The sequence below is a fragment of the Phenylobacterium sp. genome (genome assembly GCF_044372605.1).
Taxonomy (GTDB): domain Bacteria; phylum Pseudomonadota; class Alphaproteobacteria; order Caulobacterales; family Caulobacteraceae; genus Phenylobacterium.
Map to the genome: position 1 here is coordinate 1 of NZ_JBILRO010000032.1, position 22186 is coordinate 22186.

Consider the following 22186-nt stretch of genomic DNA (forward strand, 5'->3'; position numbering starts at 1 on the left):
CTGCGTCGTCTGCCGGAGGAAACCAGTTGCGTAGAGCTCTGCTAATCCCTTGCGGACATCAGCCGGCGTCACGCCCCAGAGCTCAAGCTGCTCATAGGTCCGCCCCAAATTCCCGTTGTCGGCGCCGCCGTGGCTCATGTGTTCGAACAACGCCGCATCAAGAATCCGCCGGGCGGATATCCCTAAAGCTCTGAAAGTGATGGTGCCCAGCATGGTGCGGGTCATCCAGAACCACGGCTGGTTGTCCGGCGGACCGTGGCTCAAGGTCCTTCCGTGTTTGGGTTTCTTGGTCGACATGGCTAACCACCCGTCGCCCGTAGTCGTCAGGCGGGCGCATGGGCCGGACAGGCGGGCGCAAATGCCCGTCGCCACTCCCAACGCCCGCCTGCGCCCCTAGGCGGCGTCAGTGCCCCCTTTCTCCATGAAACCGAGCGCGCGTGCGTGGTCGAGGGCTTCACCCAGGGCGGCGACCAGCGCCGGCACGTGGGCGAGATAGAGGCTCACACCCTTCTTCGTTGGACCGCGCACATGCGATGGACCAACTGAATAGTCGCACCACGTCCGCATATCGACGCGCGGTTGGCCGTTGAAGGTGTCAAGGATGACACGCAACTCAGCACGCGAGCCCAGCGGAAAGGTGCGGACCACCACCGGAAGCCCGCTCATACCGCATCGCCTTCAGCCAGGACCGCCACCGGCGAACCAAGGAAGTAGCGACCAACCCGCGAGCCATCGGTAGCCGGTTCACGGACCATCCCGATTGGGAATCCCGCCCGCCGCAACTGCATAACGTAGTGCGACGTTCGGCGTGCCCAGCCGAGGGGGGAGGCTTCGCCCGATGTGAACCCGGCAGCCCCGCGCGCTATCAGCAGCCGCAAAGTCTGCGCCTGCCGACCCACCACCGTCACCGGTTCGCCATTTGGCAGAACCTGCGCCGTCAACGCTTCCCGCGACCGATGCGGTTTGCTAGAAGCGGATGCCTGTCCAAGGGCAACACCACCAGCCCCGCGCGCCGCTCCACCGGCGCCGGGGTTTTTGTTTTTCTCCGTCATTGGGCCGCCTCCACTGCTGAGGCAGCCACATCGGCTTCGGTGGTGTTCCTGAAAGCCCGGCTCGATAGAAAGGCGTCCAGATCAGCCCGACGGTAGCGAACCGCTCGGCCCAGCCGCATGAAGGGCGGCCCGACCCCCAAGATCCGCCACTTGCGCAGCGTGACCTCTGCTATTCCCCACGTCCTGGCGACCAGGCTCGTGTCCAAGAGTTCGTCTTCCATCGTTTCGCTCCGTCGCTGAATTGCGATGGGCGATCCTGGGGGCGTTTGATCGTGCCGGGGAGCGGCTCACCGGAGACAAGCCCGGCACATCGTCGGTCTGTCAGGGGGTACCGGCCCTTGGCAGGTATTCCGCTTTTGGGCGTTTTTCCTGTCGTCCATCCGCAAGGGCGCGCCATTCAAACATGTGCGCAATCGTGCGTTCAACGGAGCGTTGCCCGACTCCACATGAACTCGCGACTTCCTTCACGCAGGCGCCCTGTGAGGTTTTTGGGTTTGCCGCGATGCAGGCGCGCGCCGCCGCTCGTACCGGATTGCCGGCCTCTCTCCGTTTTTCAGTAGCGTCTTCAAGTGCGATTTCGTTGACGAGACCACGCGCGGCATGTGGTCCCATCAGAACGGCGGCCTCTGCCTTCGCGAGGTAGAAGCCCGCCTCGATCAACGACTGCTCGCGGTTCGCCTCGACTGGCGATCCTGGCATTCCGCGTAGTCTTGAGACTTCTGGCTCTAGGCGGTTGAGGATATCGAGGCAGTTTGCAGCGGACACTTCGCACTGCGAGGTTGGATTCCCAGCTTCATCAACGTCGCCTGGGCTCAAATGCGCGGACAAGCGGTTTCTGACGACGTCGAGGCTAAGCCCTCCTTGAGTTCCTACTGGCCCGACGCGGACTGCCCAGTGCGAATCGCGGTGGACATAGATGGAGTAGCCCCTGACGCGGTCTTGGTGCCCGTCCGGACGCCTTACGACGTAGCGAACGCGAAAAAGTAAAGCATCGACAGGGGCATCAAACTCGTCGCCGTACCAATGTTGCGTTACCGACGAGACCAATACGCTGTCCCCGGCATTGGCATGGCCGTGGGGGCCGTACCGCGCCAAGTCTCGAAGCCGCGCAACCCCTTCAAGCTTCGCGCGTGCGCGAAGATAGGTTTTTGGTGGGGGTGGTGACCATGGAAAGGTGAGGCACGGAGCCTTGTTGAAAGGCCAGATACCCCTCGCACCCCAATCACCGCGCCCTTTGAAACTCCGGAGCGCGTGAACAGGCTCCCGCCCCTCGCCTATCTCGCCGAGGCGAAAGTCGAAATGCACACCCGCAATGCAGCCATGGCCGTTTGCGCGATGCATGTCCTCTAGGAGAGTCGATGGATCATCGTCGATCAACTCGCGACCCTCCGATCAAGCGCAGCCCCGATTTCGCCGCCGATCCAATCGTTCGCTTTGCGGAGGGGATCATCTGCAAGGTGTGCGTAGCGCGCGGTGGTAGCCGAATGCCGATGGCCCAGTAGCGCGCCAATAACCGGAAGGCCGAATCCCCCCGCCGCGCCAAAGCTAGCGAACGTGTGTCGCAAGTCATGGAGCCGCACATCGCTAAGTTCCGCCCTTTTTCGAGCTTCCTCCCAAACCTTGGCCGCGCCCTGATAGTGACCCTTGCTCGACAGTCCCAAGGTTCGGGTCGCCGCGCCCCTGCCGCGTGTTACCATCGCCGGTTCAGCTTCACTCCTCGCCAACTTGAGAGGCGACCTGCCTCGCGCCTTGGTCTGCATCGCCCTCGTTGAGGGGAACACGAACGAAATGTCCGCGTGCCGCTCAACGTCGGCCAGAATTGAAACCGCGCCGGGTGACAGGCTGATGGTCTTTTCGCCGGTCTTCGAGTCAGCGAGCCGCAAAGCGCCCCGCTCCAGATCCACCTCGCTCCAGCGCAGGGCCGCGATTTCTGACTTACGGGCGCCGGTGAGCGCCAGTAGCCGGACAATCGCAAGCCCGTACGGGTGCGCGCCTTCTGTCTCCAGTGACTCTAAAGCGACCCCTAGCCGTGATACCTCCGCAGGCGACAGGAAACGGTCCATCTTCCGGTCGGCAAATCGCTTCACGCCGCGAACGGGGTTCGTCGGCAGCAGGCCCCGATCCACCGCAAAAGCCAGGATCGCCCCCAGCAGGCCCAGTGTCCGCGTTGCCGCGCCCCTGCCCCCTGTCACCACCGCCTTGCCCCGCGCCTTCGTCTTCTCCGTCACAGCCGTCTTGCCGGTCGCAACGTCGGCAAGAAACCGCTCCACGTCCGCCCGGCGGACATTGGATAGACGCTTCCGACCCAGCAACGGCTTGATGTGCCGCTCGATCCGGCTCGTGTCGGTCTTGAGCGTGCTTGCCTTCTTGGTCGCACAACCCTCTTTGACGTAGAGTTCACAAAGGTCTTCGACGGTCATCTCCGCCCGCTTCAGCGCGCGCCCGGCCTGCGGGTCGCCACCACCGACCACCTCCGCCAAGGCCTTCTGTGCCGCCTTGCGCGCCGCCTCCGGCAGAAACTCCGGGCCATAGCGACCCAGCGTATACATGCGCTCAACGCCAGTCCGCCCGCCGCCCACCCGGTATCGGACAACGAAAGTCTTCACACCGGCAGCCGTTACCCGCAGACCGAAACCCCGCAGTTCCGTGTCCCAGACGATGAACCGGCCCTCTGTGGTCCGCGCATCATCGCAGACCGTTTTCGTAAGTTTCTGTCGAACAACAGCTTTAGGCACTTGACGGGTCCGCACCGGGTCCGCACCAAGGAGGAAATCTCCCGATACCACCGACTACGAACAAGCCACGAACTCACTGTTATTTCAATAGTCTATGAGCATCAAGCTGCGACAGGAAACGCTGACATATCTCGAAAGCTTGCCCTCCGAAGGCAAAGGTCACACGTTCGAATCGTGTCGGGTGCGCCAGCGTGGCGCTGGTGTCATCTGGGGGTCGCCATGTTGTACCTTGTGATCAAGGCGGCGATATCGGGGACCATTGTCGCCGCCCTATCGGTGTCCCGGCCCTTGTTCATGTTTATCCCCCTGTTTCTGGAGCAGGACGTTCCCTTCTACACTGCGCCGACGCTGATCGGGGCTGGGTACGGGTCGAAGCCTTGAGCGGGCAGGCGCGCCCTCGGGTGATTGCGGCGTTCGTCGCCCTGTCGGCCGTGGTCTTCGCCACAGCGGCCCTGGCCCACAACATTGGCGGCACAGACGCGGCCTTCGTCGCGGCGACCAGAGGCCCCGACCCTGTCCCGTTCCTGTATCTCGGCGCCAAACACATGGTGACCGGCTACGATCACCTGCTGTTCCTGGTGGGTGTGATCTTCTTCCTGTTCCGGATGCGGGACATTGTGCTGTACGTGAGCCTGTTCTCGCTGGGTCACTCCATCACCCTGCTGACAGGGGTCTATTTCCAGATCAGGGTCGATCCGCACCTGGTCGACGCGGTGATCGGGTTGTCTGTGGCCTGGAAGGCGCTGGAGAACCTTGGCGGTTTCCGTACGCTCTTCGGTGTGCAGCCCGACCCTCGCGCTGCCGTGTTCGGCTTTGGCCTGATCCATGGCTTTGGCCTCGCCACCAAACTTCAGGCCCTCAATCTGAATCCTGACGGCCTGTTGGTAAATCTGCTGGCGTTCAACGTCGGCGTCGAGATCGGTCAGGGGTTAGCGCTCGTCGTGATCCTGGCCGCCATGGTCCTGTGGCGTCGGACACGTACGTTCGAGCCCATGGCCCAGGGGGTCAATGTTCTCCTGATGCTGGCGGGGTTCGTCTTGGCCGGCCATCAGATCGCGGGCTACGTCCTTGATGGAGCTGTCACATGAGTAGGGAGCCTGTGCGACCGATGCCGCGCGGACGTTTGATCCTGGCGATACTTGGCGCGCTGGTCTTGGCGGTCTTGATCGTGCTCGGCGCGATTCTGCCGGTCGAGTTCAATCGCGACCCACTGGGTGTGGGCAAGCTCTCAGGTCTAAGCCGCCTATGGGCGCCTGATGAAACGGTGGTCGATCCTGCCAGTGAAGGCGCAGCGCGGGCGCGGGAGTATGACCTGCCCTTCAGGACGGATGTTGTGGAAATCCCTCTGGGAGACTTCCTGGCCGGTGCTGACCAATCCGAGCTTGAGTACAAGGTCCGCATGCAGAAGGACGCCACCCTGATCTATTCCTGGGAAGTGGTCGGGACCGCAGAGCCGCGTGACTTCCGCTACGATCAGCATGGCCATACCACCCCTGCGCCGGGCCAGCCGATGACCGTGGCTACCTACAAACAGGCGTTCGGCCTGCGCCAGCAGGGCGCGTTGACCGCCCCGTTCGATGGGATCCAGGGCTGGCAGTTCTCCAATTCGAGCGAAAGGCCGGTGGTTGTCCGGCTTCGATTGTCCGGATTCTACGCATTGATTCCAGCGGGCCAGCCTGGAAATGAAGCCGGTATCCGGGCCAATGTTCCGGCCGCCGAGGCCCGGCCTGCAACAACTTCGCCGTAATTGGCGCGCTCAGATGTCGGAACTGGAGGCTCGTCCTATGTGTCTGACCCTGTCTCTGCTTGGTCTAATGGCCGCCGCCCCGGCGGCCGCGGAAACCCTGGCGCCCCACGCGCCGGTGGTGACCGCTACGGCCTTAACCCCCATGAACGTGGCGGATCAGATCGATCACTATCTCAAGACCTCACCCGTCGCCGCGCGGGAGGCTGAAGACATCTGGCTCTATAGCGTGCGTGACGATCGACGGCCGCACGGCGAGATCGCGGCGGGAGTCGGGACACGCGGCTACCGCAGCTTCTACGCCAGGACGGATATCCCGCTGGGTGAGACGGGACGGCTGAGTGTGGCCATCGGTCAGAGCCGGTTCGCCAGCGGTCCGGGCGGTTGGTTTGATCCGCCTCATCGCCCACTATGGGCGGGTGCGCGTGAGCGCCAGAGGTGCGATCTGGAAGGCATGACACCTGAACGACCCTCCGACCGCATCGGTGGGCCTCACGGCCACTGTCGCGACGGCTTGACCCGCTGATTGATCACTTCACGGTCGCCGCACCCGGCAGAGGATCGCCCTTCGCAGAACCGTTCGTCTTCAGCTCAGGCTCGATCACGAACTGGGTGTGGCAGGCGACGCAGACTTCGTAGACGCGGCCTCCCTCGTCGAACACAGCCTTCTTGTCGCGCTTCTCGGCGGCGGCGCGGGCTATGGCGGCGCGTTCGGTCAGGAGCTGGGCGTACTTGATCCAGTCGGCCTCCGGCGCGCGGGTGCGGCCAGGCAGCTGCATGGCGTTGCCGGCTTCCATCAACATGGTCGCGCCCGTCACCGGCACGTCCCAACCCTCGTCTGTGGTGGGCGACAGGTCCCGCTCTCCGGCTTCGGTGATCTCGGTGCCCGACGCCTTCCAGTACATGAACGCCGCCGGGTCGACGAAGTGGCCCATGAACTCTGCCATTGACAGGTCGGTATTGAACTTGGCGCCGGCGGCGATCTGCGGCCCGGCGGGCTTTCCAGGTGAGCAGGCCGAGAGTGTGATCGCGCAGGCCGTCAGTAAGAGCAGGTTTTTCATAGGCCGGACCCCCCGTCGCACCTGGATGCGCGACCGGCGCACTCTACACAAAGCGCGAGCTCCGCGCCCAGTCCGGAAGGCCAGAAAAGACGCTGGTGTCTACGCAGCCTGATCGAAGCTTGGGTATGCGATGATTGACGCCGCTCATCGGGTAGGGCTTCCTCTCCTCAATCGTCTTCAGAACGATATGAGGAAACGCGATGACCAACCCAGAGACGGACCGGTTGCCGGTCCGAACCAAGCTGGCGTTCGGTATTGGCAGCGCCGCCGAGACCATCGCCCTGCTGTCGGTATCCAGCTTCGCGATCCTTTTTTACAATCAGGTGTTGGGTGTCCCGGCCCACCTGGCGGGGCTGGCGGTTTCGGCGAGCCTCGTGTTCGACGCCATGTCAGACCCGATCGTGGGTTCCTGGTCAGACCGGACGCGCTCGCGCTTCGGGCGGCGACATCTCTACATGTACGCCGCCCCGATTCCGATCGGTCTCAGCCTCTATGCCATTTTCAACCCGCCGGATGGCCTGGACCAGACCGGGCTGCTGATCTGGTTCGGTGTGGCAGTGATCCTGCTACGCCAGGCCATGACCTTCTTCCACACGCCGCACCTGGCGCTGGGGGCAGAGCTTTCGCCCAACTACACCGAGCGTTCCAAGGTGATGGCCTACAACAGCTTCTTCGTCTGGGTCGGCGGCGCCTTCACGACCACGATCGCGCTACGGATATTCTTCCCCTCCACCCCGGAGTATCCGCGCGGCATCCTCAATCCTGAACCCTGGCCGACCTTTGCGCTGGCCATGTCGATTGCGGCGGTCGCAGCGCTGTTCGCCTCGGCCTGGTTCACCCGGGACCGGATCCCTTTCCTGCCCCAACGCGCCGCCGAGACCCCCGGGTTCAGCGTCCGTGAGTTCGGTCGCGATATCGCCAAGGCGCTCAGCAACATCAACTACGTGTGGCTGCTTGTAGCCTATTTCTTCCTGTCGATGATGCTGGGCCTTCGCGAAGGCCTGCGGATGTACACCAACACCTTCTACTGGGGCTTCAACAGCGAGGAGCTCAGCCTGTTCATCATCGGCAGCTTCGCCGGGTACCTGACCGCGTTCGTTTTCGCCCCGCGCCTGCACGGCAAGATCGACAAGAAGAACACAATCATCATCTCGGGCCTGATCTATTGCATCGTGCCAATGATCCCGCTGGGTCTGGGGTTGATGGGCGTTCTCAGCCAGTCTACGCCCTATCTGCTGCCGATCGTCATCGCCTTCGCGACCGTCGCCTACGCCTCGGTGGCCGTCCTGCAGATCAGCGTCATGTCGGCGCTGGCCGATATCGCCGACCAGAACGAGTTGCGCTACGGAATCCGGCAGGAGGGCATCCTCTATTCCACCCGCGCGTTCGCCGCCAAGATGGATCAGGCGATCGGCGCTGCGTTGGCCGGCTTTGTGATCACCATGATCAACTTCCCCGCCAAGGCGGTTCCCGGGCAGGTCCCCGCCGACGTGATGTTCAACCTTGCCCTATGGGACGGTATCCTGGCGTCTATTCCTGGTCTGATTGCGATCGTGTTCTATGCCCAGTACCGGATCGACCGGAACAGTTATGAAGCGACCAAGCTTGCGCTGACCGAACACCGCGCAAAGGCGCGCGCCGCCGTGGTGGCGGAACAGCAGGGGCGGATCCAGGGCGGGTCTCCACAACCCGCGGAGTAGATCAGACGCCGGACTGCAACGCCTGCAGCAGGCTGCCGCTGTAGGCCGTGTGTCCGACATGGGTCAGGCGGGCCTCGAAGTCGGCCCAGATGTCGCCGCCGAGGTCGCGCCAGCGGCGGCAGAAGGCATAGTCTTCGGAAAGGTACTGCCCGGTTTCCGGCTCGATCAGGGTGTCGAAGACCATCACTGCTTCCTTGGCCATGCTGTCGGCCATATCACCCATCTTGGCCCGCAGCCCCGGATGGGCGTCGCAGACCCGCTGCATCGCGTCGCGCCGGATCATCAGAAAGCCGGTTCCCACATACGCGACCTGGGCGAATCCCTCCTCAACATTGACGCTGTTGTTCGGGTCGGGAAGGAAGCGAACTACATAGCCAACCGACGCGGCCATGATGTCGGCGACGTCGGCCTTGGCGGCGCGGCGCGCCTTGTCCCAATCCACCCGCTTCAACGGATAGACGCCGGCGACCACGTCCTTGTCGGCGTCGAGCAAGCGGAAGACGTTCTGCGGCAGAAACCCGATGTCGGCGTCAATGAACATCAGGTGCGTCGCCTGGGGATGCGCCAGGAACTGCGCCGCCAGCCGGGACCGGGCCCGGGTGATCAGGGCGTCGCCGCCCATCAGGTCGATATGCAATCCGATGCCACGTTCGCGGCAGGCGTCCTGCAGGGCGAGCATCGAATTGACGAAGTGCAAATGGAGGCCGCCGCCATAGCAAGGCACTGCGAGGTAGATGAACGGGGATGGTCCGGCAGGCTGTGACATCTGCCGACCATAGTCGTCCGGTCAAACGCCGTCGATCACCCGGCTGACCAAAGCGTCATAGAGGTTAAGCTGCTTGTAGGCGCGGAAATCAGGGTGCGCGGTTCGCCAGGCCCGCGCGAAGCGGGCCAGTCGCTCAGGGTCGGCGGCGATGGCGCTCAATGGGTCGATCCAGACCCGGATCGTGAAGACGACAGCGCCTGTCTGCGGAAGTTTGCGCAGGGTCTGGCGCTCGACCCTTGCAAAAAGGGCGTTGGCGGCGCTGTCCGGGTCGATATCCGGGATTGCGGCGCGCATAGGCCCGGGGTCTGGCGCGTAGAGGTCAGGCGAACTTACCAGGCTCCAGTTGCGGCGTTCCAGCAGTGTGTCGGGCCGCAGGTTGTCAAATATCCGCTCTACCCGCGTCAACAGCCGGGCCTCGAACCCGGTGACGGGCCGGTGCAACTCAGCCAGGCTGCGTCCGATCACTTCGGATGCCGTAAAGAAACTGCCGGCGCAGAGCGAAAGCGCGGTCAGCCGCCACGCGTCGCCGCGCTTTTCCATCAGGCACAGATCATCGGCGACCTCTCCGGCGGCCACAAGCAGCGGCGGCCGGCCATCGGACGTAATGTCTCGCTGCAATGCCCCGGACAGCATCGCCAGGAACTCAGCCTGCGCGGGTCGGGACCCGGGGGTCTCGGACCAGACGGCCGACGGGTCGGCGGCCAGCAGGCCCGTCTTCCTCTTGGCCAGGTCGGCTTCGCCACCTTCGAACCAATCGCAGATCGGGATCGGCCTCAGTCCGATGCGGAACTCGGCGGCCTCCTCCCAGGGGGCGTGGCGCAGGCTCATCTGCGTAGAACCAGTCGCGCCAGGAAGAAAACGCCCACGGCCAACGCCACACCGATGCCGTCGGCCACAAGGTCCTGAACATCGCGATGGCGGCCTACAAAACCCTGCATCACCTCAATGGCTGCGCCGTAAGCCAGGGCAAAGGCGGGGATCGCCAGCGTCCGGTTCGGCGCCAGGAGGTAGCCGGTGATCGTGAGCACGAACCACGCCGCCGTATGTTCAAATCTGTCGCCCACGCCGGTATCCGGCAGATCGCGGGAGGGCAGCAGGCACAACACCAGCAGGATCGCCGCGGCCAGCGCGAAAAGCGAAAGGCGGAGCGGGCGCGCAAAGCGGTGAGGCAACATACGCCCTTACTTGCACGTACCGCCGCCGCTCTCTAGGTCGTAGCAGCGCAGGTCTGGTGCAGGAGCGATGTGTTGACGATCGAGGCGGTGATCTGGGATTTCGGCGGGGTATTCACGACCTCACCGTTCGAGGCCTTCAATCGGTTCGAGGCCGAAAGGGGTCTGCCGAAGGATTTGATCCGGCGCGTCAACGCCACCAATCCCGATACGAACGCCTGGGCTCTGTTTGAGCGGAACGAAGTGGACACCACCCGGTTCGACGCCCTGTTTCTCGAAGAGTCGACCGCGCTGGGTCACCCGGTGCGCGGCGCCGATGTGTTGCCTCTGCTGAATGGAGCGTTGCGGCCCCAGATGGTGGCGGCGCTGAAGGCCTGCAAACAGCACTTCAAAGTGGCTTGCATAACCAACAACGTGGTCTCCATGCACAGCCCCGGGCAGGATGCCGGTCAGCGCGCCGCCGGGGCGATGGCGCAGGTGATGCCCCTGTTCGACGCCATCATCGAAAGTTCTAAGGCCGGTGTGCGCAAGCCTGACCCGAAGATCTATCTGATGATGTGCGAGCAACTGGGTGTGACGCCGCAGGCCTGCATCTACCTCGATGACCTCGGCATCAACTGCAAGCCGGCGGCCGGCCTGGGCATGAAGGCGATCAAGGTGGTGAGTGTTGAACAGACCCTGGCCGAGCTTTCCGTCCTCACCGGCCTGACCTTCGAGGCGGGTCCGCAGGCATGATCCGTCCCGAGAAGATCGGCGCGAAGGCTGCTCTGGCGCGTCTGCCGGGCTGGCAGGCGCTGGAAGGGGCGAGGGACGCCATCCAGCGCACGTTCCGCTTCAAGGACTTCAATGAAGCCTTCGGTTTCATGACCCGAGTCGCCCTGCGGGCGGATCAGCTGGATCACCATCCCGAATGGTTCAATGTCTACAATCGCGTCGATGTCATCCTGACCACCCATGACGCCGACGGCGTCACAGAGCTGGATGTCACCTTGGCCAGTTTCATGGACGAGGCTTCGGGCCAGACCTAGTTCGCCACAATGCCGCCAAGCAGCAGGCGCGCGCCCGGGCGACCCAGGACCGCGTCTGTCTGACGTTGAAGGGCGCTGGCGATGTATTCGGCGTTGGGCAGGGCCGTAGGACCAAGTCCCGCAGCATAGGCCTGCACCGTCTGCAGATAGGCTGCTCGAAGGCGCGGGGCTGACTGTTCCGCGCGGGTGCGCAACGCTGCGTCGGGTATTTCCAGCCCGCAGTCCACCGAAAGCACGCCGCGACGACCGTTGCCGCGAAGCGTGGTGCCCATCAGCGTCTGGATCGGGACATAATTGCCGCCGCCCGCTTCCTTCTTCTCGGCTCCTGCCGCCAGAGCAGCGCGTGGTATGCCGCCAGCGGCGACCGAAGCGATGAGGAAGAGGCGTCGATCCATAGTCCCACTATGTAGGGTTATGGTTAGCGGTCTCTTTACGTGCGCCTGCGAGAACAGGGCTCGAAGCAGCGAGACGGGAGCGCCCCTTGGGCCGATTTGCACCGACCACCCTCGACCTCGACGGCAAGGTGATTCTCGTCACAGGCGGCACCGGCTCGTTCGGTCGACGCTTCATTGAAACCGTTCTGGAACGCAGCAAACCGCGAAAGCTGATCGTCTATTCCCGCGATGAACTGAAACAGAGCGAGATGCAGATCGACATGTCCGAGCGGTTTTCCGCCGAACAGCTAAAGGTCATGCGTTTCTTCCTGGGCGACGTGCGGGACCGCGAACGCCTGTCGCTGGCCTTTCGTGGTGTCGACATCGTCATTCATGCCGCCGCCCTGAAACAGGTGCCGGCGGCCGAGTACAATCCCTCGGAATGCATTCACACCAACATCATGGGCGCCGAGAACGTGGTGCGCGCGTGCCTGGCCAACCGGGTTCAGCAGGTCGTGGCGTTGTCCACCGACAAGGCGTGCAACCCGATCAACCTCTACGGCGCTACCAAGCTGGCATCGGACAAGACCTTCGTGGCGGCCAACAACCTCTCTGGTGACATCGGCACGCGGTTTTCGGTGGTCCGCTATGGCAACGTGGTGGGTTCCAGGGGCTCCGTGATCCCGTTCTTCCAGCGCCTGATCCAGCGCGGCGCCACGGAACTGCCGATCACAGACGTCAGGATGACCCGATTTCTGATCACCCTGAACGAGGGGGTAGACTTCGTTCTCTCGTCGCTGGAGCGCATGCACGGCGGTGAAATCTTCGTACCAAAGATTCCGTCCATGAAGATCACCGACATCGCCGCCAGCATGGCGCCGGATCTGGCCACCAGGGTTGTCGGCATCCGCCCCGGGGAAAAGCTGCACGAGATGATGATCTCTGCCGACGACGCCCGTAACACCGTCGACCTCGGGGATCGTTACGCCATCGAACCGGCTTTCGTGGAGTACACTCGGGTCCCGCTGACCGGGGGTCGGCTGGCCGAGGAATTCAGCTACGCCAGCGACACCAATGATGACTGGCTGGATGGCGCAGGCCTGACCCGGATGCTGGAGGCCGGCGCCGCGCACGAGCGGCGGCGGCGGGCTAACGACTAGGGATGGAGCGCCCGATCATCCCTTACGGCCGCCAGACCATCGATGACGATGACATCGCCGTCGTGGCAGAGGCGTTGCGCGGCGACTTTCTCACCACTGGCCCGGCCGTCGAGGCGTTCGAGCAGGCCTTCGCCGCCACCGTAGGCGCACGACACGCCGTGGTCTGCTCGAACGGTACGGCGGCCCTGCACCTTGCGATGCTGGCCCTGGACGTGAAACCCGGGGAAGTGGTGATTGCGCCCTCGATTACCTTCCTGGCCACGGCCAATTGCGCCAGATACGTCGGTGCCGATGTGATCTTCGCGGACGTGGATCCAGACAGCGGCCTGATGACGCCCGCGACGCTGACGGAGGCGCTGTCCAAAGTCGGTGGCCGGTGCCTGCGCGCAGTTCTCCCGGTGCATCTCAGGGGCGATACGGTCGACCTGCCCGCTCTCGCGGGTCTGGCGGCCGCCGCCGGCGCAGTGCTGGTGGAAGACGCGCCTCATGCCCTTGGGACCACGATGCGCTACGGCAATGTCGCGGAAACCGTCGGCGACGTACGCCACTCCGCGATGGCTACGTTCTCGTTTCACCCGGTGAAGACCATCGCCACAGGCGAAGGCGGTATGGTCACCACCAATGATACGGCCCTCGCCGGGCGGCTACGCACCCTTCGCAGCCACGGGATGGTGCGACCGACGGGAGGCGACCCCTGGTACGAAATGCCGGAGCCCGGTTTCAACTACCGGCTGCCGGACATCCTTTGCGCACTCGGTCAGTCGCAACTGAAGAAGCTCCCCCGCTTTGCCGCGCGCCGTCGCGCATTGGCCGCCGCCTATCAGAAGGCGCTCTCCTCCTTGGCTCCGACCGTCAGAATCGCCGCTCAGCCCGCCTGGAGCGATCCCGTACTGCACCTGATGACGGTGTTGATCGACTTCGAGGCCGCAGGGCGCTCGCGGAGGCAGGTGGTCGAGGCGCTCAAGGCGCAGGGCGTTGGCAGCCAGGTTCACTACATCCCGGTTCACACCCAGCCCTACTATCGGAAGCTCTATGGCCCGCAATCACTGCCGGGCGCGGAGGCGTGGTACGCTCGGTGCCTGTCGCTACCGCTATATCCGGGCATGTCGGACGAGGATATCGACCACGTCGCGTTGGCCTTGAAGGCCGCCCTGGCCTGAGGGTCAGGCTGCCAGACCGGACCGCTGGATCAGGTCGCGAAACGTCTCCACCTGCTCCGGTTCAGCGGTCAGGGCGGTGTGAATGTCACCCTGCTTGACAAGAGTCATAGCCTCGACGCGGGCCCGCTTTGCCGCGGGCCCGGAGGGGGCGGTATCGCCGCCCGCCATTTTCAGCAGCCAGGTCAGTCGTTGCAGGATCGGCGCCTCAGCGCGGGCCAGGGTCTGCGTGAGCTTCGCGCGGGCTTCAATTTCTCCGCCGATCTCACCCAGTTTCTCTTGGATGGGCAAGGAATCTTCCGGGCTGAGGCCACATCGTGCTGCCGAGCGTTGCATGGCCGCAAGGCGGGCCAGGCGCTTCGTGGGCGACTCCTCCGGGGCTTCCATTTCCTTGTTGAACCGCAGGGAGTTGGCCGTCGATTTCAACCAACCGCCGGCCTGGCGTTTGTTTGCAGCGCCGATCACGTTCTCTGTAAGCCAGACCAAGGCCTCGAACTCCCCGCCCGCCGTGGTCTTGTGGACGAGATAGGCTTCCACAAAGTCGCCGGTGACCAGGGTTTTCGATCTGGTGGTGAACGCCGACTGCACCTCTTCCAAGGGTAACAGCTTCCCGGATGCTGCGGTCAGGGACATGCCGAGCGCACGCAGCAAGTCTATCTCGCCCGCAGCATCACCCGGGCACAGCCGCCGCCCGCCCGTCAACTCGCGAAGGATACGCCGCCCGATCGCAGCGCGTGTATCCTGGAAGGCTTCGCTGCCCAGCAACATGGCCAGGCGCAGCGCCAATGGTGACAGTTGAGGCATTACCTTGGCGACGGAGGCTTCTACCTTCATCAGTCGATCGACCGATTCATAGGCGGCCAGACGGGTCATTGCCGCCAGAGCGCCGCCGAGATGACGACCGCCGCCCATGATGTCGATCATGCCGGGTTTGGTTTCCAGTATCTCCGCGAGAGGCTGCTGCAGGACCATGAACGCCAGACCCCTTGCCGGGCCCTGTTTGGGCGCCGCGTCCGCCAGATCCATCAGGCGCTCGACCTTCTCGGACCAGGTCTTGGCAGGGGCGATCTCAGCCGCCACGCCAGCGCCCAGCAGATAGGCACGCTCGGGATCGCTCACCACGCGCTCCGCGACAGCCGCGAAGCCTTCCTTCGCGAGATTGGGCAGGACCCCCTTTTGCGCATCGTGCATCAACCGAACGACCGTGCGGTCGATCAGGGCCTGAAAGGTGCGCATCATCTCATGTACGGACCTGTTGCGCGCCTGAGCCTCAGGGATCGATACCTTCTGGATGGCGTGTTGCAGATCGAGGCCGGAGGATTCCAGTCGGTCGACAAGGTCTGGTCTGTGCAGAAGTTCAAACGGCGTGGCGTTGTTGCGTTCCAGCCAGATCTCCAGCAAGCGGCTGATCCGTTCGCGGGCGTGCAGTGTGTAGAGGTCCTGTGGCGTCACACAGAGAGGCTGAGCTTCGACGGTCGGTCGGCTCTTGGCGGCCACCCCTGCAGCGCCAAGCTTCAGGATTTCGACGGCCCGGTACTCGTTGGTTTCCTCGTCGAGTGTCTCCTTGGTGACCTTGGCCGCGGCGACACGACGCTCGGCCATTGCCTCATTGGCGACCTTGACCGCACCGCCCCGATCTTCGGTGGCCAGCAGCAAGGACCAGGGCGCGCCGGGTATCTTCCGGACAAACACCTCGAAGTGAACGTTATATCTATCCATGGAGGCACCTCGAGAGGCGGCAAACTCCTGCAACAAGTTTAAGGTCACGTTGACTTTGCCGGTTAAATGGCGCGGCCCCATTGAGGTCAAAGTCACGGTTCAGTAGCGTGCTGAGGCTTGGCAATGGAGTCACCAACCCGAGATGGCGAAAATCACCCTGGTGGACGACGACGAGAACATCGTGACGTCGGTCAGCCTCGCGCTTGAAAGCCACGGTCACACCGTGAAGGCCTACTATGACGGCGCCTCCGGCCTCGCTGCGCTCGAAAACGACCCGCCGGATGTGGCCATCCTGGACGTCAAGATGCCGCGCATGGACGGCATGGAGGTTCTCCGCCGCCTCCGCCGGACCTCCGACATGCCTGTAATCATTCTGACGTCCAAGGACGAGGAGATTGACGAGATCCTGGGCTTCAACCTCGGCGCCGACGACTACATGCACAAGCCATTCAGCCAGCGCCTGCTGATCGAGAGGGTCAAGGCGGTGCTACGCCGCGCCGGGCGTGGCGAGATGGACGGCTCTGAGGGGCCATCGATGGCGACGGCTGATGTGGCGGCGCGTGCCCTGAAGCGAGGCAAGCTGACCCTGGACCCGGCCCGCCATGAAAGCCTCTGGGAAGGCAAGTCGGTGAAGCTCACCGTCACCGAGTTCCTGTTGCTCCAGTCGCTGGCGCAGCGTCCGGGTTTCGTGAAGAGTCGCGACAACCTGATGGATGCGGCCTACGACGATCAGGTCTATGTCGACGACCGCACGATCGACAGTCACATCAAGCGCATGCGGAAAAAGTTCCGCGAGGTGGACCCTGAGTTCGACGCGATCGAAACCCTCTATGGCGTCGGCTACCGATACCGCGAGTCCTGAACCGCCGGCCCGGCGGTCGCGTCTGCGCAATCTGCCGGGGTCGCGCCTCGGGCGGCTGATCCTGGCGTTGAACCTGCTGGGCCTGGCGATCTTGATCTCCGGCGCCCTGGTGCTCAATGAGTTGCGCCGTGGCCTCGTGAACGCCCGGATCGACAGCCTGACAACACAGGGCGAGCTTATCGCCAGCATCCTGAATCAGGCCGCGACGGTGGGCGAGCCAGAGCCGCAGATGGACGCGGCGCTGGCCACTGAACTGCTGCAGACCCTATCCAACCCGAAGGCCCAGCGAGCCCGTCTTTTCGACGCCCGGGGCCGCCTGGTCGCTGACAGCGACTGGATTACCGACGAGGTCGAAAGCCGCTCCCTCCCGCCGGCCAAGGATCGTGACAATCCCCGCATGGGCCTTGATCGGTTGTTTAATCCGACACCGCCGTCGGTAGCCGAGGTGCGCAGGGAACTTGCCCTCGAGGTGACGACGGCGCTCGGTGGCGAGCGGCACGCCGGGATGCGCCGCGGCGAAAATGGGGCGCGGGTGGTTTCGGTCTCGATCCCCATCCAGCATGTGCGTGCGGTGCTTGGGGTCGTGACCCTGGAAGCCAGCGATGTGGACGCCATCATCGCGCGCGAACGCGCCGCCCTGATCCCGTTCATCCTGATTGCTATCCTTGTGACCCTGGCGTCGTCGTTGCTGCTCAACAGTCTTGTGGCTCAGCCCGTCCTGCGGCTGGCCCGCGCCGCCGACCGGGTACGGCAGAACCGCGCCGGTGAGATTTCATTGCCTGATCTGGCCCGCCGCGATGACGAGGTGGGCGATCTGACCCGAAGCCTCGAGGACATGACCCAGGCGCTCAGCGAGCGGATGGGCGCCATCGAGTCTTTCGCTGCCGACGTGGCTCATGAGATCCGCAATCCTCTGACCTCGCTACGCTCCGCAGTGGAAACTCTGGATCTGGTCGGGGACGGGCCGTCGCGCGAACGCTTGCTCGGTATCCTGAAGAACGACGTCCAGCGCCTGGACCGGTTGGTCACCGACATCTCCAACGCCTCGCGGCTCGATGCCGAGTTGTCGAGGGATGCGCCGAAGCGGGTCGACTTCGGTCGACTCATCGGCGACATCCTGGGCCTCTACCAGGCGACCGCCAAGCTGGCCGACGTGGGCGTTGTATTCTCGCCTCCGGACGATCCGGGTGTGGTCGTTGTTCTGGGTCGGGAGGGGCCGCTCAGCCAGATCGTTCGCAATCTGGTCGACAACGCTCGGTCTTTCAGTCCTCCGGGCAGTGCGGTGACGGTGAGCCTTGAGCGGGCGCGCGGCGAGGTCGTGTTATCCGTAGTCGATGAGGGACCGGGCATACCGCAGGAGAACCTGGAGACGGTGTTCGAGCGGTTCTATACGTCGCGGCCGCGCGGCGCGGCCTTCGGCGGCAACTCGGGCCTTGGCCTGTCCATCGCGCGCCAGATCGCCGAAGCCCACGGCGGTCGGCTGACAGCGGCCAATCGGTTGGATCCTGACGGCCGGATCATCGGGGCGATCTTCACCCTGGTGCTCCCCGAAGCTGTCGGATGATCCAGCACGCCGGCCTCATTGCACGGCGACAGGGCGGGCTGTGGCGGGGTGTGTTGATCGAGGCGCCATCGGGCGCGGGCAAGAGCGATCTGGCGATCCGCGCACTGGACCACGGCTTCCGGCTGGTCGCCGATGACCGCGTGCTGCTCTGGTCGGCGGGAGGTCGGCTTTACGGCCGGGCACCGGATATCCTGGCCGGACAGATCGAGGTGCGTGGCCAGGGAATCGTCCAGGTCGCCCCGTTGGCCTTCAGCGAGATTACGCTGCTGGTCCAGTTGGGGCCTGCGGAACGCCTGCCGGACCCTGAATGCGCGCCCTTCCTGGGCGTCCAAATCCCGCAAGTCCGGATCGACCCTTTCGAGGTAACGGCGCCACACAAGATCGTTCTCGCTCTCTCGGCCTTTGACGCGGCGCACAAGAGGCGTATTTAGCTCCGCGCGCGCCTGTCGTTCCGGCGCCATCGGGTGGGGATGCCCCTTGGAAGATAAGGCATGATCGGCCTTGTGATCGTCACGCACGGCCGACTGGCGCAGGAGTTTATCTCCGCGATGGAGCATGTGGTTGGCCCTCAATTGGCGGTCGAGGCCATCTGCATCGGTCCCGACGACAATATGGAGCGACGTCGCCAGGACATCCTGGCCGCCTGCGGTCGGGTGGAACAGGGCCAAGGCGTCGTGCTGCTCACCGACATGTTCGGCGGCACCCCTTCCAATCTGGCGATTTCGGTCATGGAGCAAACGAGGGCTGAGGTCATTGCCGGGCTCAATCTGCCCATGCTGATCAAGCTGGCCAGCGTGCGAAGCCGCGTAACGCTTGAAGAAGCGGTTGCCGCCGCTCAGGAAGCCGGGCGAAAGTACATCTCTGTCGCCTCCTATGTTCTGGCCGGAGAGAAGTGAGCGAAGCCGCCCGAACCGTCGAGATCGTCAACAAGCGCGGCCTGCACGCCCGCGCCTCGGCCAAGTTCGTCAAGCTGGCGGCTACCTTTGACGCCGAGGTTCGCGTCTCCCGCGAAGGCCAGACCGTCGACGCCCGCTCGATCATGGGCCTGATGATGCTGGCCGCCGCTACCGGCTGTACCATCGACATTGTGGCCGAAGGGGAAGAGGCCGTCGCCGCCATTGAGGCGCTGGCGGCTTTGGTCGCCGGACGGTTCGACGAGGACGAGTAGGCGAGGAATGATGGTCCGCGCAATCACGTCTTCAATCGCCACCCGGTTCGGAAGATCCAGGCCACCGCCGCCAGGCACACGACCAGGAACCCCAGCGTCGCCGCCAGGCTGACGCCGACGCCCACATCCGACACGCCGTAGAAGCTCCAGCGGAACCCGCTGACCAGGTAGACCACCGGGTTGAACAGGGCGATCGTCTTCCAGACGCCCGGCAGCATGTCGATGGAATAGAAGCTGCCGCCGAGGAAGGTCAGGGGCGTGATCACCAGGGTCGGGATGATCGACAGCTTCTCCCAGCCGTCGGCCCAGATCCCGATCAGGAAGCCGAACAGGCTGAAGGTCACCGAGGTCAGCGCCAGGAAGCCCAGCATTACGAACGGGTGGTTGATCTCGTAGGGCACGAAGATCCGCGCCGTCGCCAGGATCACCAGTCCCAGCACCATCGACTTGGTGGCGGCCGCACCCACATAGCCCAGCACCACTTCGGCCGAGGAGATCGGCGCCGACAGCACCTCATAGATCGTACCCGCAAACTTCGGCATGTAGATGCCGAAGCTGCCGTTCGACACGCTTTCGGTCAGGATCGACAACATCAGCAGGCCAGGTACGATGAAGGCACCGTAGCTCACGCCGTCCACCGAGGCCATGCGGGCCCCGATCACAGCGCCGAACACGACGAAATAGAGCGATGTCGAGATCACCGGCGCGGCCACTGACTGCACAATGGTGCGTATCCAGCGGTTCATCTCGAACTGATAGATGGCGCGGATGGCGTGCACGTTCATGACCGGCTCCGCACCAGGCTGACGAAGATATCTTCCAGACTGCTTTCGCGGGTCTGCAGATCCTTGAAGTCGATGCCGTGGCCGGCCAGCCGCCGGATCAGATCGGCTATACCGGTCTGCTCGGCCTGGGCGTCGAAAGTGTAAATCAGCTCCGCTCCGCTCGCCGCCAGTTCCAGTGGCTCGCTGGCCAGCCCGCCAGGTAACGCGGCCAGCGGTTCCTGAAGATGCAGGGTCAGCTGCTTGGTTCCCAGCTTGCGCATCAGGGCGGCCTTCTCCTCCACCAGGATCAGTTCGCCGCCAGATATCACCCCGATCCGATCGGCCATCTCCTCGGCCTCCTCGATGTAGTGGGTGGTCAGGATGATGGTGACGCCATCGTCGCGCAGCTTGCGAACCATCTCCCACATGTCCCGCCGTAGCTCGACGTCGACGCCGGCGGTGGGCTCATCCAGGAACAGGATCGTGGGCTCATGAGAAAGCGCCTTTGCGATCATCACGCGCCGCTTCATGCCGCCGGAGAGCGCCTGGATCTTGGCGTCCTTCTTGTCCCACAGACTGAGATCAGTGAGCACCTTCTGCAAATAGCCGTCGTTGCGCGGCTTGCCGAACAGTCCACGGCTGAACTTCACCGTGTCCCAGACGGTCTCGAAGGCGTCCGTGGAGATCTCCTGCGGCACCAGGCCGATCTTGGCCCGGGCGGCGCGGAAGTCGGTCTGGATATCGTGGCCATCCGCCACCACGGACCCCGACGTCAGCCGCACCAGACCGCAGACAATGCCGATCAGGGTGGTCTTGCCCGCACCATTGGGGCCCAGCAGGGCGAAAATCTCGCCACGCGAAATGGACAGGTCGACGGCCTTCAGGGCCTGAAAGCCCCCGGCATAGGTCTTCGACAGAGCCTGTATGGTGATGATGGGCGGCACGGGTTCTCCTGCAGTGCGGTCATAGCATCCTGCGACGGCTGGGCGATCAAAACTGCCCGCCGTGCCCCAAAATGGAACATAAGGATTTCTTTATATCCGATTGCTAGAAGATGGTTCGACGGCTATAGGGGCCGCCAATCACAGCCCTTCGACCTCAGGACAGACGATGACCGATTATATCGTGAAGGACCTTTCGCTGGCCGACTTCGGTCGCAAGGAAATCAATATCGCCGAAACCGAAATGCCGGGCCTGATGGCCACGCGCGCCGAGTTCGGCAAATCGCAGCCGCTGAAGGGCGCCCGGATCGCGGGCTCGCTGCACATGACCATCCAGACGGCCGTGCTGATCGAGACCCTGCAGGCTCTTGGCGCTGACGTGCGCTGGGCGTCGTGCAACATCTTCTCGACCCAGGATCACGCCGCCGCCGCCATCGCGGCCAAGGGCACCCCGGTGTTCGCCATCAAGGGCGAGACGCTGATCGAGTACTGGGAATATGCCCACAAGATCTTCGAGTGGTCAGATGGCGGCTATCCGAACATGATCCTCGACGACGGCGGCGACGCCACCCTGCTCTGCGTCCTGGGCCCCAAGGCCGAGAAGGACGCCAGCGTCCTCGACAAGCCGGAGAACGAGGAGGAAGAAGCCCTCTACACCGTGATGAAGCGCTACCTGAAGGAGAAGCCTGGCTTCTATTCGGCGATCCGCGACTCCATCAAGGGCGTGTCGGAAGAGACCACGACGGGCGTCCATCGCCTGTACCAGATGCATGAGCGCGGCGAACTGCCGTTCACCGCCATCAACGTCAATGACAGCGTCACCAAGTCCAAGTTCGACAACCTCTACGGCTGCCGCGAGAGCCTGGTGGACGCCATCCGCCGCGGAACGGACGTGATGCTTTCGGGCAAGGTCGCCGTGGTCCTGGGCTACGGCGACGTGGGCAAGGGTTCGGCGGCCTCGCTGCGCAACGGCGGCGCGCGCGTCATCGTCACCGAAGTGGATCCGATCTGCGCCTTGCAGGCGGCCATGGAAGGCTATGACGTCCAGACCATGGACGACGTCGCCGGCAAGGGCGACATCTTCGTCACCGCCACCGGCAACAAGGACGTGCTGACCGTCGACCACATGCGGGCGATGAAGAACAACGCCATCGTCTGTAACATCGGCCATTTCGATTCCGAGATCCAGATCTCCGGCCTGCGTAACTTCAAGTGGGAC

29 protein-coding genes are annotated in these 22186 nt (G+C 63.9%); 15 read left to right on the top strand and 14 right to left on the bottom strand.

The features are described from left to right. The 6 genes from ACIQ42_RS04770 to ACIQ42_RS04795 all read right to left on the bottom strand — a co-directional run. On the bottom strand, positions 1 to 297 hold a 297-nt coding region (locus ACIQ42_RS04770; protein ID WP_397421062.1), incomplete at its 3' end, for a hypothetical protein. 96 nt (positions 298 to 393) lie between these two features. Further along, positions 394 to 666 carry a PC4/YdbC family ssDNA-binding protein gene (locus ACIQ42_RS04775; RefSeq protein ID WP_397421063.1) on the bottom strand — a complete coding sequence of 91 codons (273 nt, stop codon included), beginning with the start codon at positions 664 to 666 and terminating at the stop codon, positions 394 to 396. Then, positions 663 to 1052 (bottom strand): hypothetical protein, encoded by a 390-nt coding sequence (locus ACIQ42_RS04780; RefSeq protein ID WP_397421064.1) that lies wholly within the window; start codon positions 1050 to 1052, stop codon positions 663 to 665. Before ACIQ42_RS04780 ends, ACIQ42_RS04775 begins: the two co-directional genes overlap by 4 nt. Beyond that, entirely contained in the window at positions 1049 to 1273 is a 225-nt protein-coding gene (locus ACIQ42_RS04785) for a helix-turn-helix transcriptional regulator (RefSeq protein ID WP_397421065.1), read from the bottom strand. Before ACIQ42_RS04785 ends, ACIQ42_RS04780 begins: the two co-directional genes overlap by 4 nt. Before the next feature lie 100 nt (positions 1274 to 1373). Continuing rightward, positions 1374 to 2429, bottom strand: coding sequence for a hypothetical protein (locus ACIQ42_RS04790; RefSeq protein ID WP_397421066.1), 1056 nt, complete (start codon positions 2427 to 2429; stop codon positions 1374 to 1376). Continuing rightward, positions 2426 to 3787, bottom strand: coding sequence for a tyrosine-type recombinase/integrase (locus ACIQ42_RS04795; RefSeq protein ID WP_397421067.1), 1362 nt, complete (start codon positions 3785 to 3787; stop codon positions 2426 to 2428). The genes ACIQ42_RS04790 and ACIQ42_RS04795 overlap by 4 nt, the downstream gene beginning before the upstream one ends. Positions 3788 to 4006: 219 nt before the next feature. On the opposite strand from ACIQ42_RS04795, the gene ACIQ42_RS04800 reads away from it, so the two are divergent. Genes ACIQ42_RS04800 through ACIQ42_RS04815 form a run of 4 tightly spaced genes read left to right on the top strand, consistent with a single transcriptional unit; the run spans position 4007 to position 6057 of the window. Then, positions 4007 to 4168 (top strand): hypothetical protein, encoded by a 162-nt coding sequence (locus ACIQ42_RS04800; RefSeq protein WP_397421068.1) that lies wholly within the window; start codon positions 4007 to 4009, stop codon positions 4166 to 4168. Beyond that, positions 4165 to 4875 (top strand): HupE/UreJ family protein, encoded by a 711-nt coding sequence (locus tag ACIQ42_RS04805; protein WP_397421069.1) that lies wholly within the window; start codon positions 4165 to 4167, stop codon positions 4873 to 4875. The genes ACIQ42_RS04800 and ACIQ42_RS04805 overlap by 4 nt, the downstream gene beginning before the upstream one ends. Beyond that, positions 4872 to 5534 (top strand): hypothetical protein, encoded by a 663-nt coding sequence (locus tag ACIQ42_RS04810; RefSeq protein WP_397421070.1) that lies wholly within the window; start codon positions 4872 to 4874, stop codon positions 5532 to 5534. Before ACIQ42_RS04805 ends, ACIQ42_RS04810 begins: the two co-directional genes overlap by 4 nt. Before the next feature lie 37 nt (positions 5535 to 5571). After that, positions 5572 to 6057, top strand: a complete 486-nt coding sequence (locus tag ACIQ42_RS04815; protein WP_397421071.1) for a hypothetical protein — start codon at positions 5572 to 5574, stop codon at positions 6055 to 6057. Positions 6058 to 6061: 4 nt separating this feature from the next. On the opposite strand, the gene ACIQ42_RS04820 is transcribed toward ACIQ42_RS04815, so the two are convergent. Beyond that, positions 6062 to 6592 carry a hypothetical protein gene (locus ACIQ42_RS04820; RefSeq protein WP_397421072.1) on the bottom strand — a complete coding sequence of 177 codons (531 nt, stop codon included), beginning with the start codon at positions 6590 to 6592 and terminating at the stop codon, positions 6062 to 6064. A 200-nt stretch (positions 6593 to 6792) separates the two neighbouring features. Between ACIQ42_RS04820 and ACIQ42_RS04825 the strand changes: the two genes are divergently transcribed. Beyond that, positions 6793 to 8292 (top strand): MFS transporter, encoded by a 1500-nt coding sequence (locus tag ACIQ42_RS04825; protein WP_397421073.1) that lies wholly within the window; start codon positions 6793 to 6795, stop codon positions 8290 to 8292. 1 nt (position 8293) lies between these two features. On the opposite strand, the gene ACIQ42_RS04830 is transcribed toward ACIQ42_RS04825, so the two are convergent. From ACIQ42_RS04830 to ACIQ42_RS04840, 3 genes are read right to left on the bottom strand one after another with little or no spacing between them, the layout of a single operon-like run. Beyond that, positions 8294 to 9058, bottom strand: a complete 765-nt coding sequence (locus tag ACIQ42_RS04830) for a hypothetical protein (protein ID WP_397421074.1) — start codon at positions 9056 to 9058, stop codon at positions 8294 to 8296. Between the two features lie 21 nt (positions 9059 to 9079). After that, complete coding sequence (locus ACIQ42_RS04835; protein ID WP_397421075.1) at positions 9080 to 9886, bottom strand: heme-dependent oxidative N-demethylase family protein; 807 nt, start codon at positions 9884 to 9886, stop codon at positions 9080 to 9082. Beyond that, positions 9883 to 10233, bottom strand: coding sequence for a VanZ family protein (locus ACIQ42_RS04840; RefSeq protein ID WP_397421076.1), 351 nt, complete (start codon positions 10231 to 10233; stop codon positions 9883 to 9885). Before ACIQ42_RS04840 ends, ACIQ42_RS04835 begins: the two co-directional genes overlap by 4 nt. Before the next feature lie 72 nt (positions 10234 to 10305). Between ACIQ42_RS04840 and ACIQ42_RS04845 the strand changes: the two genes are divergently transcribed. Further along, positions 10306 to 10965: an HAD-IA family hydrolase gene (locus tag ACIQ42_RS04845; RefSeq protein ID WP_397421077.1), complete on the top strand. Its 660-nt coding sequence runs from the start codon at positions 10306 to 10308 to the stop codon at positions 10963 to 10965. Further along, positions 10962 to 11258, top strand: a complete 297-nt coding sequence (locus tag ACIQ42_RS04850) for a 4a-hydroxytetrahydrobiopterin dehydratase (protein ID WP_397421078.1) — start codon at positions 10962 to 10964, stop codon at positions 11256 to 11258. The genes ACIQ42_RS04845 and ACIQ42_RS04850 overlap by 4 nt, the downstream gene beginning before the upstream one ends. Here ACIQ42_RS04850 and ACIQ42_RS04855 read toward each other — a convergent pair. After that, on the bottom strand, positions 11255 to 11653 hold the full coding sequence (locus ACIQ42_RS04855; RefSeq protein ID WP_397421079.1) for a Tat pathway signal protein: 399 nt from the start codon (positions 11651 to 11653) through the stop codon (positions 11255 to 11257). The two genes, ACIQ42_RS04850 and ACIQ42_RS04855, sit on opposite strands and share 4 nt — an antisense overlap. 86 nt (positions 11654 to 11739) lie before the next feature. Here ACIQ42_RS04855 and pseB point away from each other — a divergent pair, with 86 nt between their 5' ends. Continuing rightward, entirely contained in the window at positions 11740 to 12792 is a 1053-nt protein-coding gene (gene pseB, locus ACIQ42_RS04860) for a UDP-N-acetylglucosamine 4,6-dehydratase (inverting) (protein WP_397421080.1), read from the top strand. A gap of 2 nt (positions 12793 to 12794) precedes the next feature. Then, a complete protein-coding gene (gene pseC, locus ACIQ42_RS04865) occupies positions 12795 to 13952 on the top strand; it encodes a UDP-4-amino-4,6-dideoxy-N-acetyl-beta-L-altrosamine transaminase (protein ID WP_397421081.1) in 1158 nt (385 codons plus the stop codon). A 3-nt stretch (positions 13953 to 13955) separates the two neighbouring features. Here the strand turns inward: pseC and ACIQ42_RS04870 are convergent, their stop codons facing one another. Next, a complete protein-coding gene (locus ACIQ42_RS04870; protein ID WP_397421082.1) occupies positions 13956 to 15668 on the bottom strand; it encodes a hypothetical protein in 1713 nt (570 codons plus the stop codon). Between the two features lie 142 nt (positions 15669 to 15810). On the opposite strand from ACIQ42_RS04870, the gene ACIQ42_RS04875 reads away from it, so the two are divergent. From ACIQ42_RS04875 to ACIQ42_RS04895, 5 genes are read left to right on the top strand one after another with little or no spacing between them, the layout of a single operon-like run. Further along, positions 15811 to 16530, top strand: coding sequence for a response regulator transcription factor (locus ACIQ42_RS04875; RefSeq protein WP_397421083.1), 720 nt, complete (start codon positions 15811 to 15813; stop codon positions 16528 to 16530). Continuing rightward, the gene (locus ACIQ42_RS04880; RefSeq protein WP_397421084.1) at positions 16499 to 18094 is read left to right on the top strand and encodes a stimulus-sensing domain-containing protein; all 1596 of its coding nucleotides are present in this window, start codon (positions 16499 to 16501) and stop codon (positions 18092 to 18094) included. The genes ACIQ42_RS04875 and ACIQ42_RS04880 overlap by 32 nt, the downstream gene beginning before the upstream one ends. Beyond that, a complete protein-coding gene (locus ACIQ42_RS04885) occupies positions 18091 to 18525 on the top strand; it encodes an HPr kinase/phosphorylase (protein WP_397421085.1) in 435 nt (144 codons plus the stop codon). Before ACIQ42_RS04880 ends, ACIQ42_RS04885 begins: the two co-directional genes overlap by 4 nt. A gap of 60 nt (positions 18526 to 18585) precedes the next feature. Continuing rightward, positions 18586 to 18990 carry a PTS sugar transporter subunit IIA gene (locus ACIQ42_RS04890; protein WP_397399069.1) on the top strand — a complete coding sequence of 135 codons (405 nt, stop codon included), beginning with the start codon at positions 18586 to 18588 and terminating at the stop codon, positions 18988 to 18990. Next, positions 18987 to 19262 carry an HPr family phosphocarrier protein gene (locus tag ACIQ42_RS04895; RefSeq protein ID WP_397421086.1) on the top strand — a complete coding sequence of 92 codons (276 nt, stop codon included), beginning with the start codon at positions 18987 to 18989 and terminating at the stop codon, positions 19260 to 19262. The genes ACIQ42_RS04890 and ACIQ42_RS04895 overlap by 4 nt, the downstream gene beginning before the upstream one ends. A gap of 23 nt (positions 19263 to 19285) precedes the next feature. On the opposite strand, the gene ACIQ42_RS04900 is transcribed toward ACIQ42_RS04895, so the two are convergent. Then, positions 19286 to 20047 carry an ABC transporter permease gene (locus tag ACIQ42_RS04900; protein ID WP_397421087.1) on the bottom strand — a complete coding sequence of 254 codons (762 nt, stop codon included), beginning with the start codon at positions 20045 to 20047 and terminating at the stop codon, positions 19286 to 19288. Beyond that, complete coding sequence (locus ACIQ42_RS04905; protein ID WP_397421088.1) at positions 20044 to 20970, bottom strand: ABC transporter ATP-binding protein; 927 nt, start codon at positions 20968 to 20970, stop codon at positions 20044 to 20046. Before ACIQ42_RS04905 ends, ACIQ42_RS04900 begins: the two co-directional genes overlap by 4 nt. Before the next feature lie 166 nt (positions 20971 to 21136). Between ACIQ42_RS04905 and ACIQ42_RS04910 the strand changes: the two genes are divergently transcribed. After that, the coding region (locus ACIQ42_RS04910; RefSeq protein ID WP_397421089.1) for an adenosylhomocysteinase at positions 21137 to 22186 on the top strand (1050 nt) is incomplete at its 3' end.

Coding starts and splice junctions, on each gene's coding strand:
- ACIQ42_RS04800 (WP_397421068.1), top strand. CDS start 4,007: ATGTTGTACCTTGTGATCAAGGCGGCGATATCGGGGACCATTGTCGCC.
- ACIQ42_RS04855 (WP_397421079.1), bottom strand. CDS start 11,653: ATGGATCGACGCCTCTTCCTCATCGCTTCGGTCGCCGCTGGCGGCATA.
- ACIQ42_RS04780 (WP_397421064.1), bottom strand. CDS start 1,052: ATGACGGAGAAAAACAAAAACCCCGGCGCCGGTGGAGCGGCGCGCGGG.
- ACIQ42_RS04775 (WP_397421063.1), bottom strand. CDS start 666: ATGAGCGGGCTTCCGGTGGTGGTCCGCACCTTTCCGCTGGGCTCGCGT.
- ACIQ42_RS04900 (WP_397421087.1), bottom strand. CDS start 20,047: ATGAACGTGCACGCCATCCGCGCCATCTATCAGTTCGAGATGAACCGC.
- ACIQ42_RS04870 (WP_397421082.1), bottom strand. CDS start 15,668: ATGGATAGATATAACGTTCACTTCGAGGTGTTTGTCCGGAAGATACCC.
- ACIQ42_RS04815 (WP_397421071.1), top strand. CDS start 5,572: ATGTGTCTGACCCTGTCTCTGCTTGGTCTAATGGCCGCCGCCCCGGCG.
- ACIQ42_RS04875 (WP_397421083.1), top strand. CDS start 15,811: ATGGCGAAAATCACCCTGGTGGACGACGACGAGAACATCGTGACGTCG.
- ACIQ42_RS04785 (WP_397421065.1), bottom strand. CDS start 1,273: ATGGAAGACGAACTCTTGGACACGAGCCTGGTCGCCAGGACGTGGGGA.
- pseC (WP_397421081.1), top strand. CDS start 12,795: ATGGAGCGCCCGATCATCCCTTACGGCCGCCAGACCATCGATGACGAT.
- ACIQ42_RS04885 (WP_397421085.1), top strand. CDS start 18,091: ATGATCCAGCACGCCGGCCTCATTGCACGGCGACAGGGCGGGCTGTGG.
- ACIQ42_RS04830 (WP_397421074.1), bottom strand. CDS start 9,058: ATGTCACAGCCTGCCGGACCATCCCCGTTCATCTACCTCGCAGTGCCT.
- ACIQ42_RS04820 (WP_397421072.1), bottom strand. CDS start 6,592: ATGAAAAACCTGCTCTTACTGACGGCCTGCGCGATCACACTCTCGGCC.
- ACIQ42_RS04880 (WP_397421084.1), top strand. CDS start 16,499: ATGGCGTCGGCTACCGATACCGCGAGTCCTGAACCGCCGGCCCGGCGG.
- ACIQ42_RS04890 (WP_397399069.1), top strand. CDS start 18,586: ATGATCGGCCTTGTGATCGTCACGCACGGCCGACTGGCGCAGGAGTTT.
- ACIQ42_RS04825 (WP_397421073.1), top strand. CDS start 6,793: ATGACCAACCCAGAGACGGACCGGTTGCCGGTCCGAACCAAGCTGGCG.
- ACIQ42_RS04850 (WP_397421078.1), top strand. CDS start 10,962: ATGATCCGTCCCGAGAAGATCGGCGCGAAGGCTGCTCTGGCGCGTCTG.
- ACIQ42_RS04840 (WP_397421076.1), bottom strand. CDS start 10,233: ATGTTGCCTCACCGCTTTGCGCGCCCGCTCCGCCTTTCGCTTTTCGCG.
- ACIQ42_RS04835 (WP_397421075.1), bottom strand. CDS start 9,886: ATGAGCCTGCGCCACGCCCCCTGGGAGGAGGCCGCCGAGTTCCGCATC.
- ACIQ42_RS04810 (WP_397421070.1), top strand. CDS start 4,872: ATGAGTAGGGAGCCTGTGCGACCGATGCCGCGCGGACGTTTGATCCTG.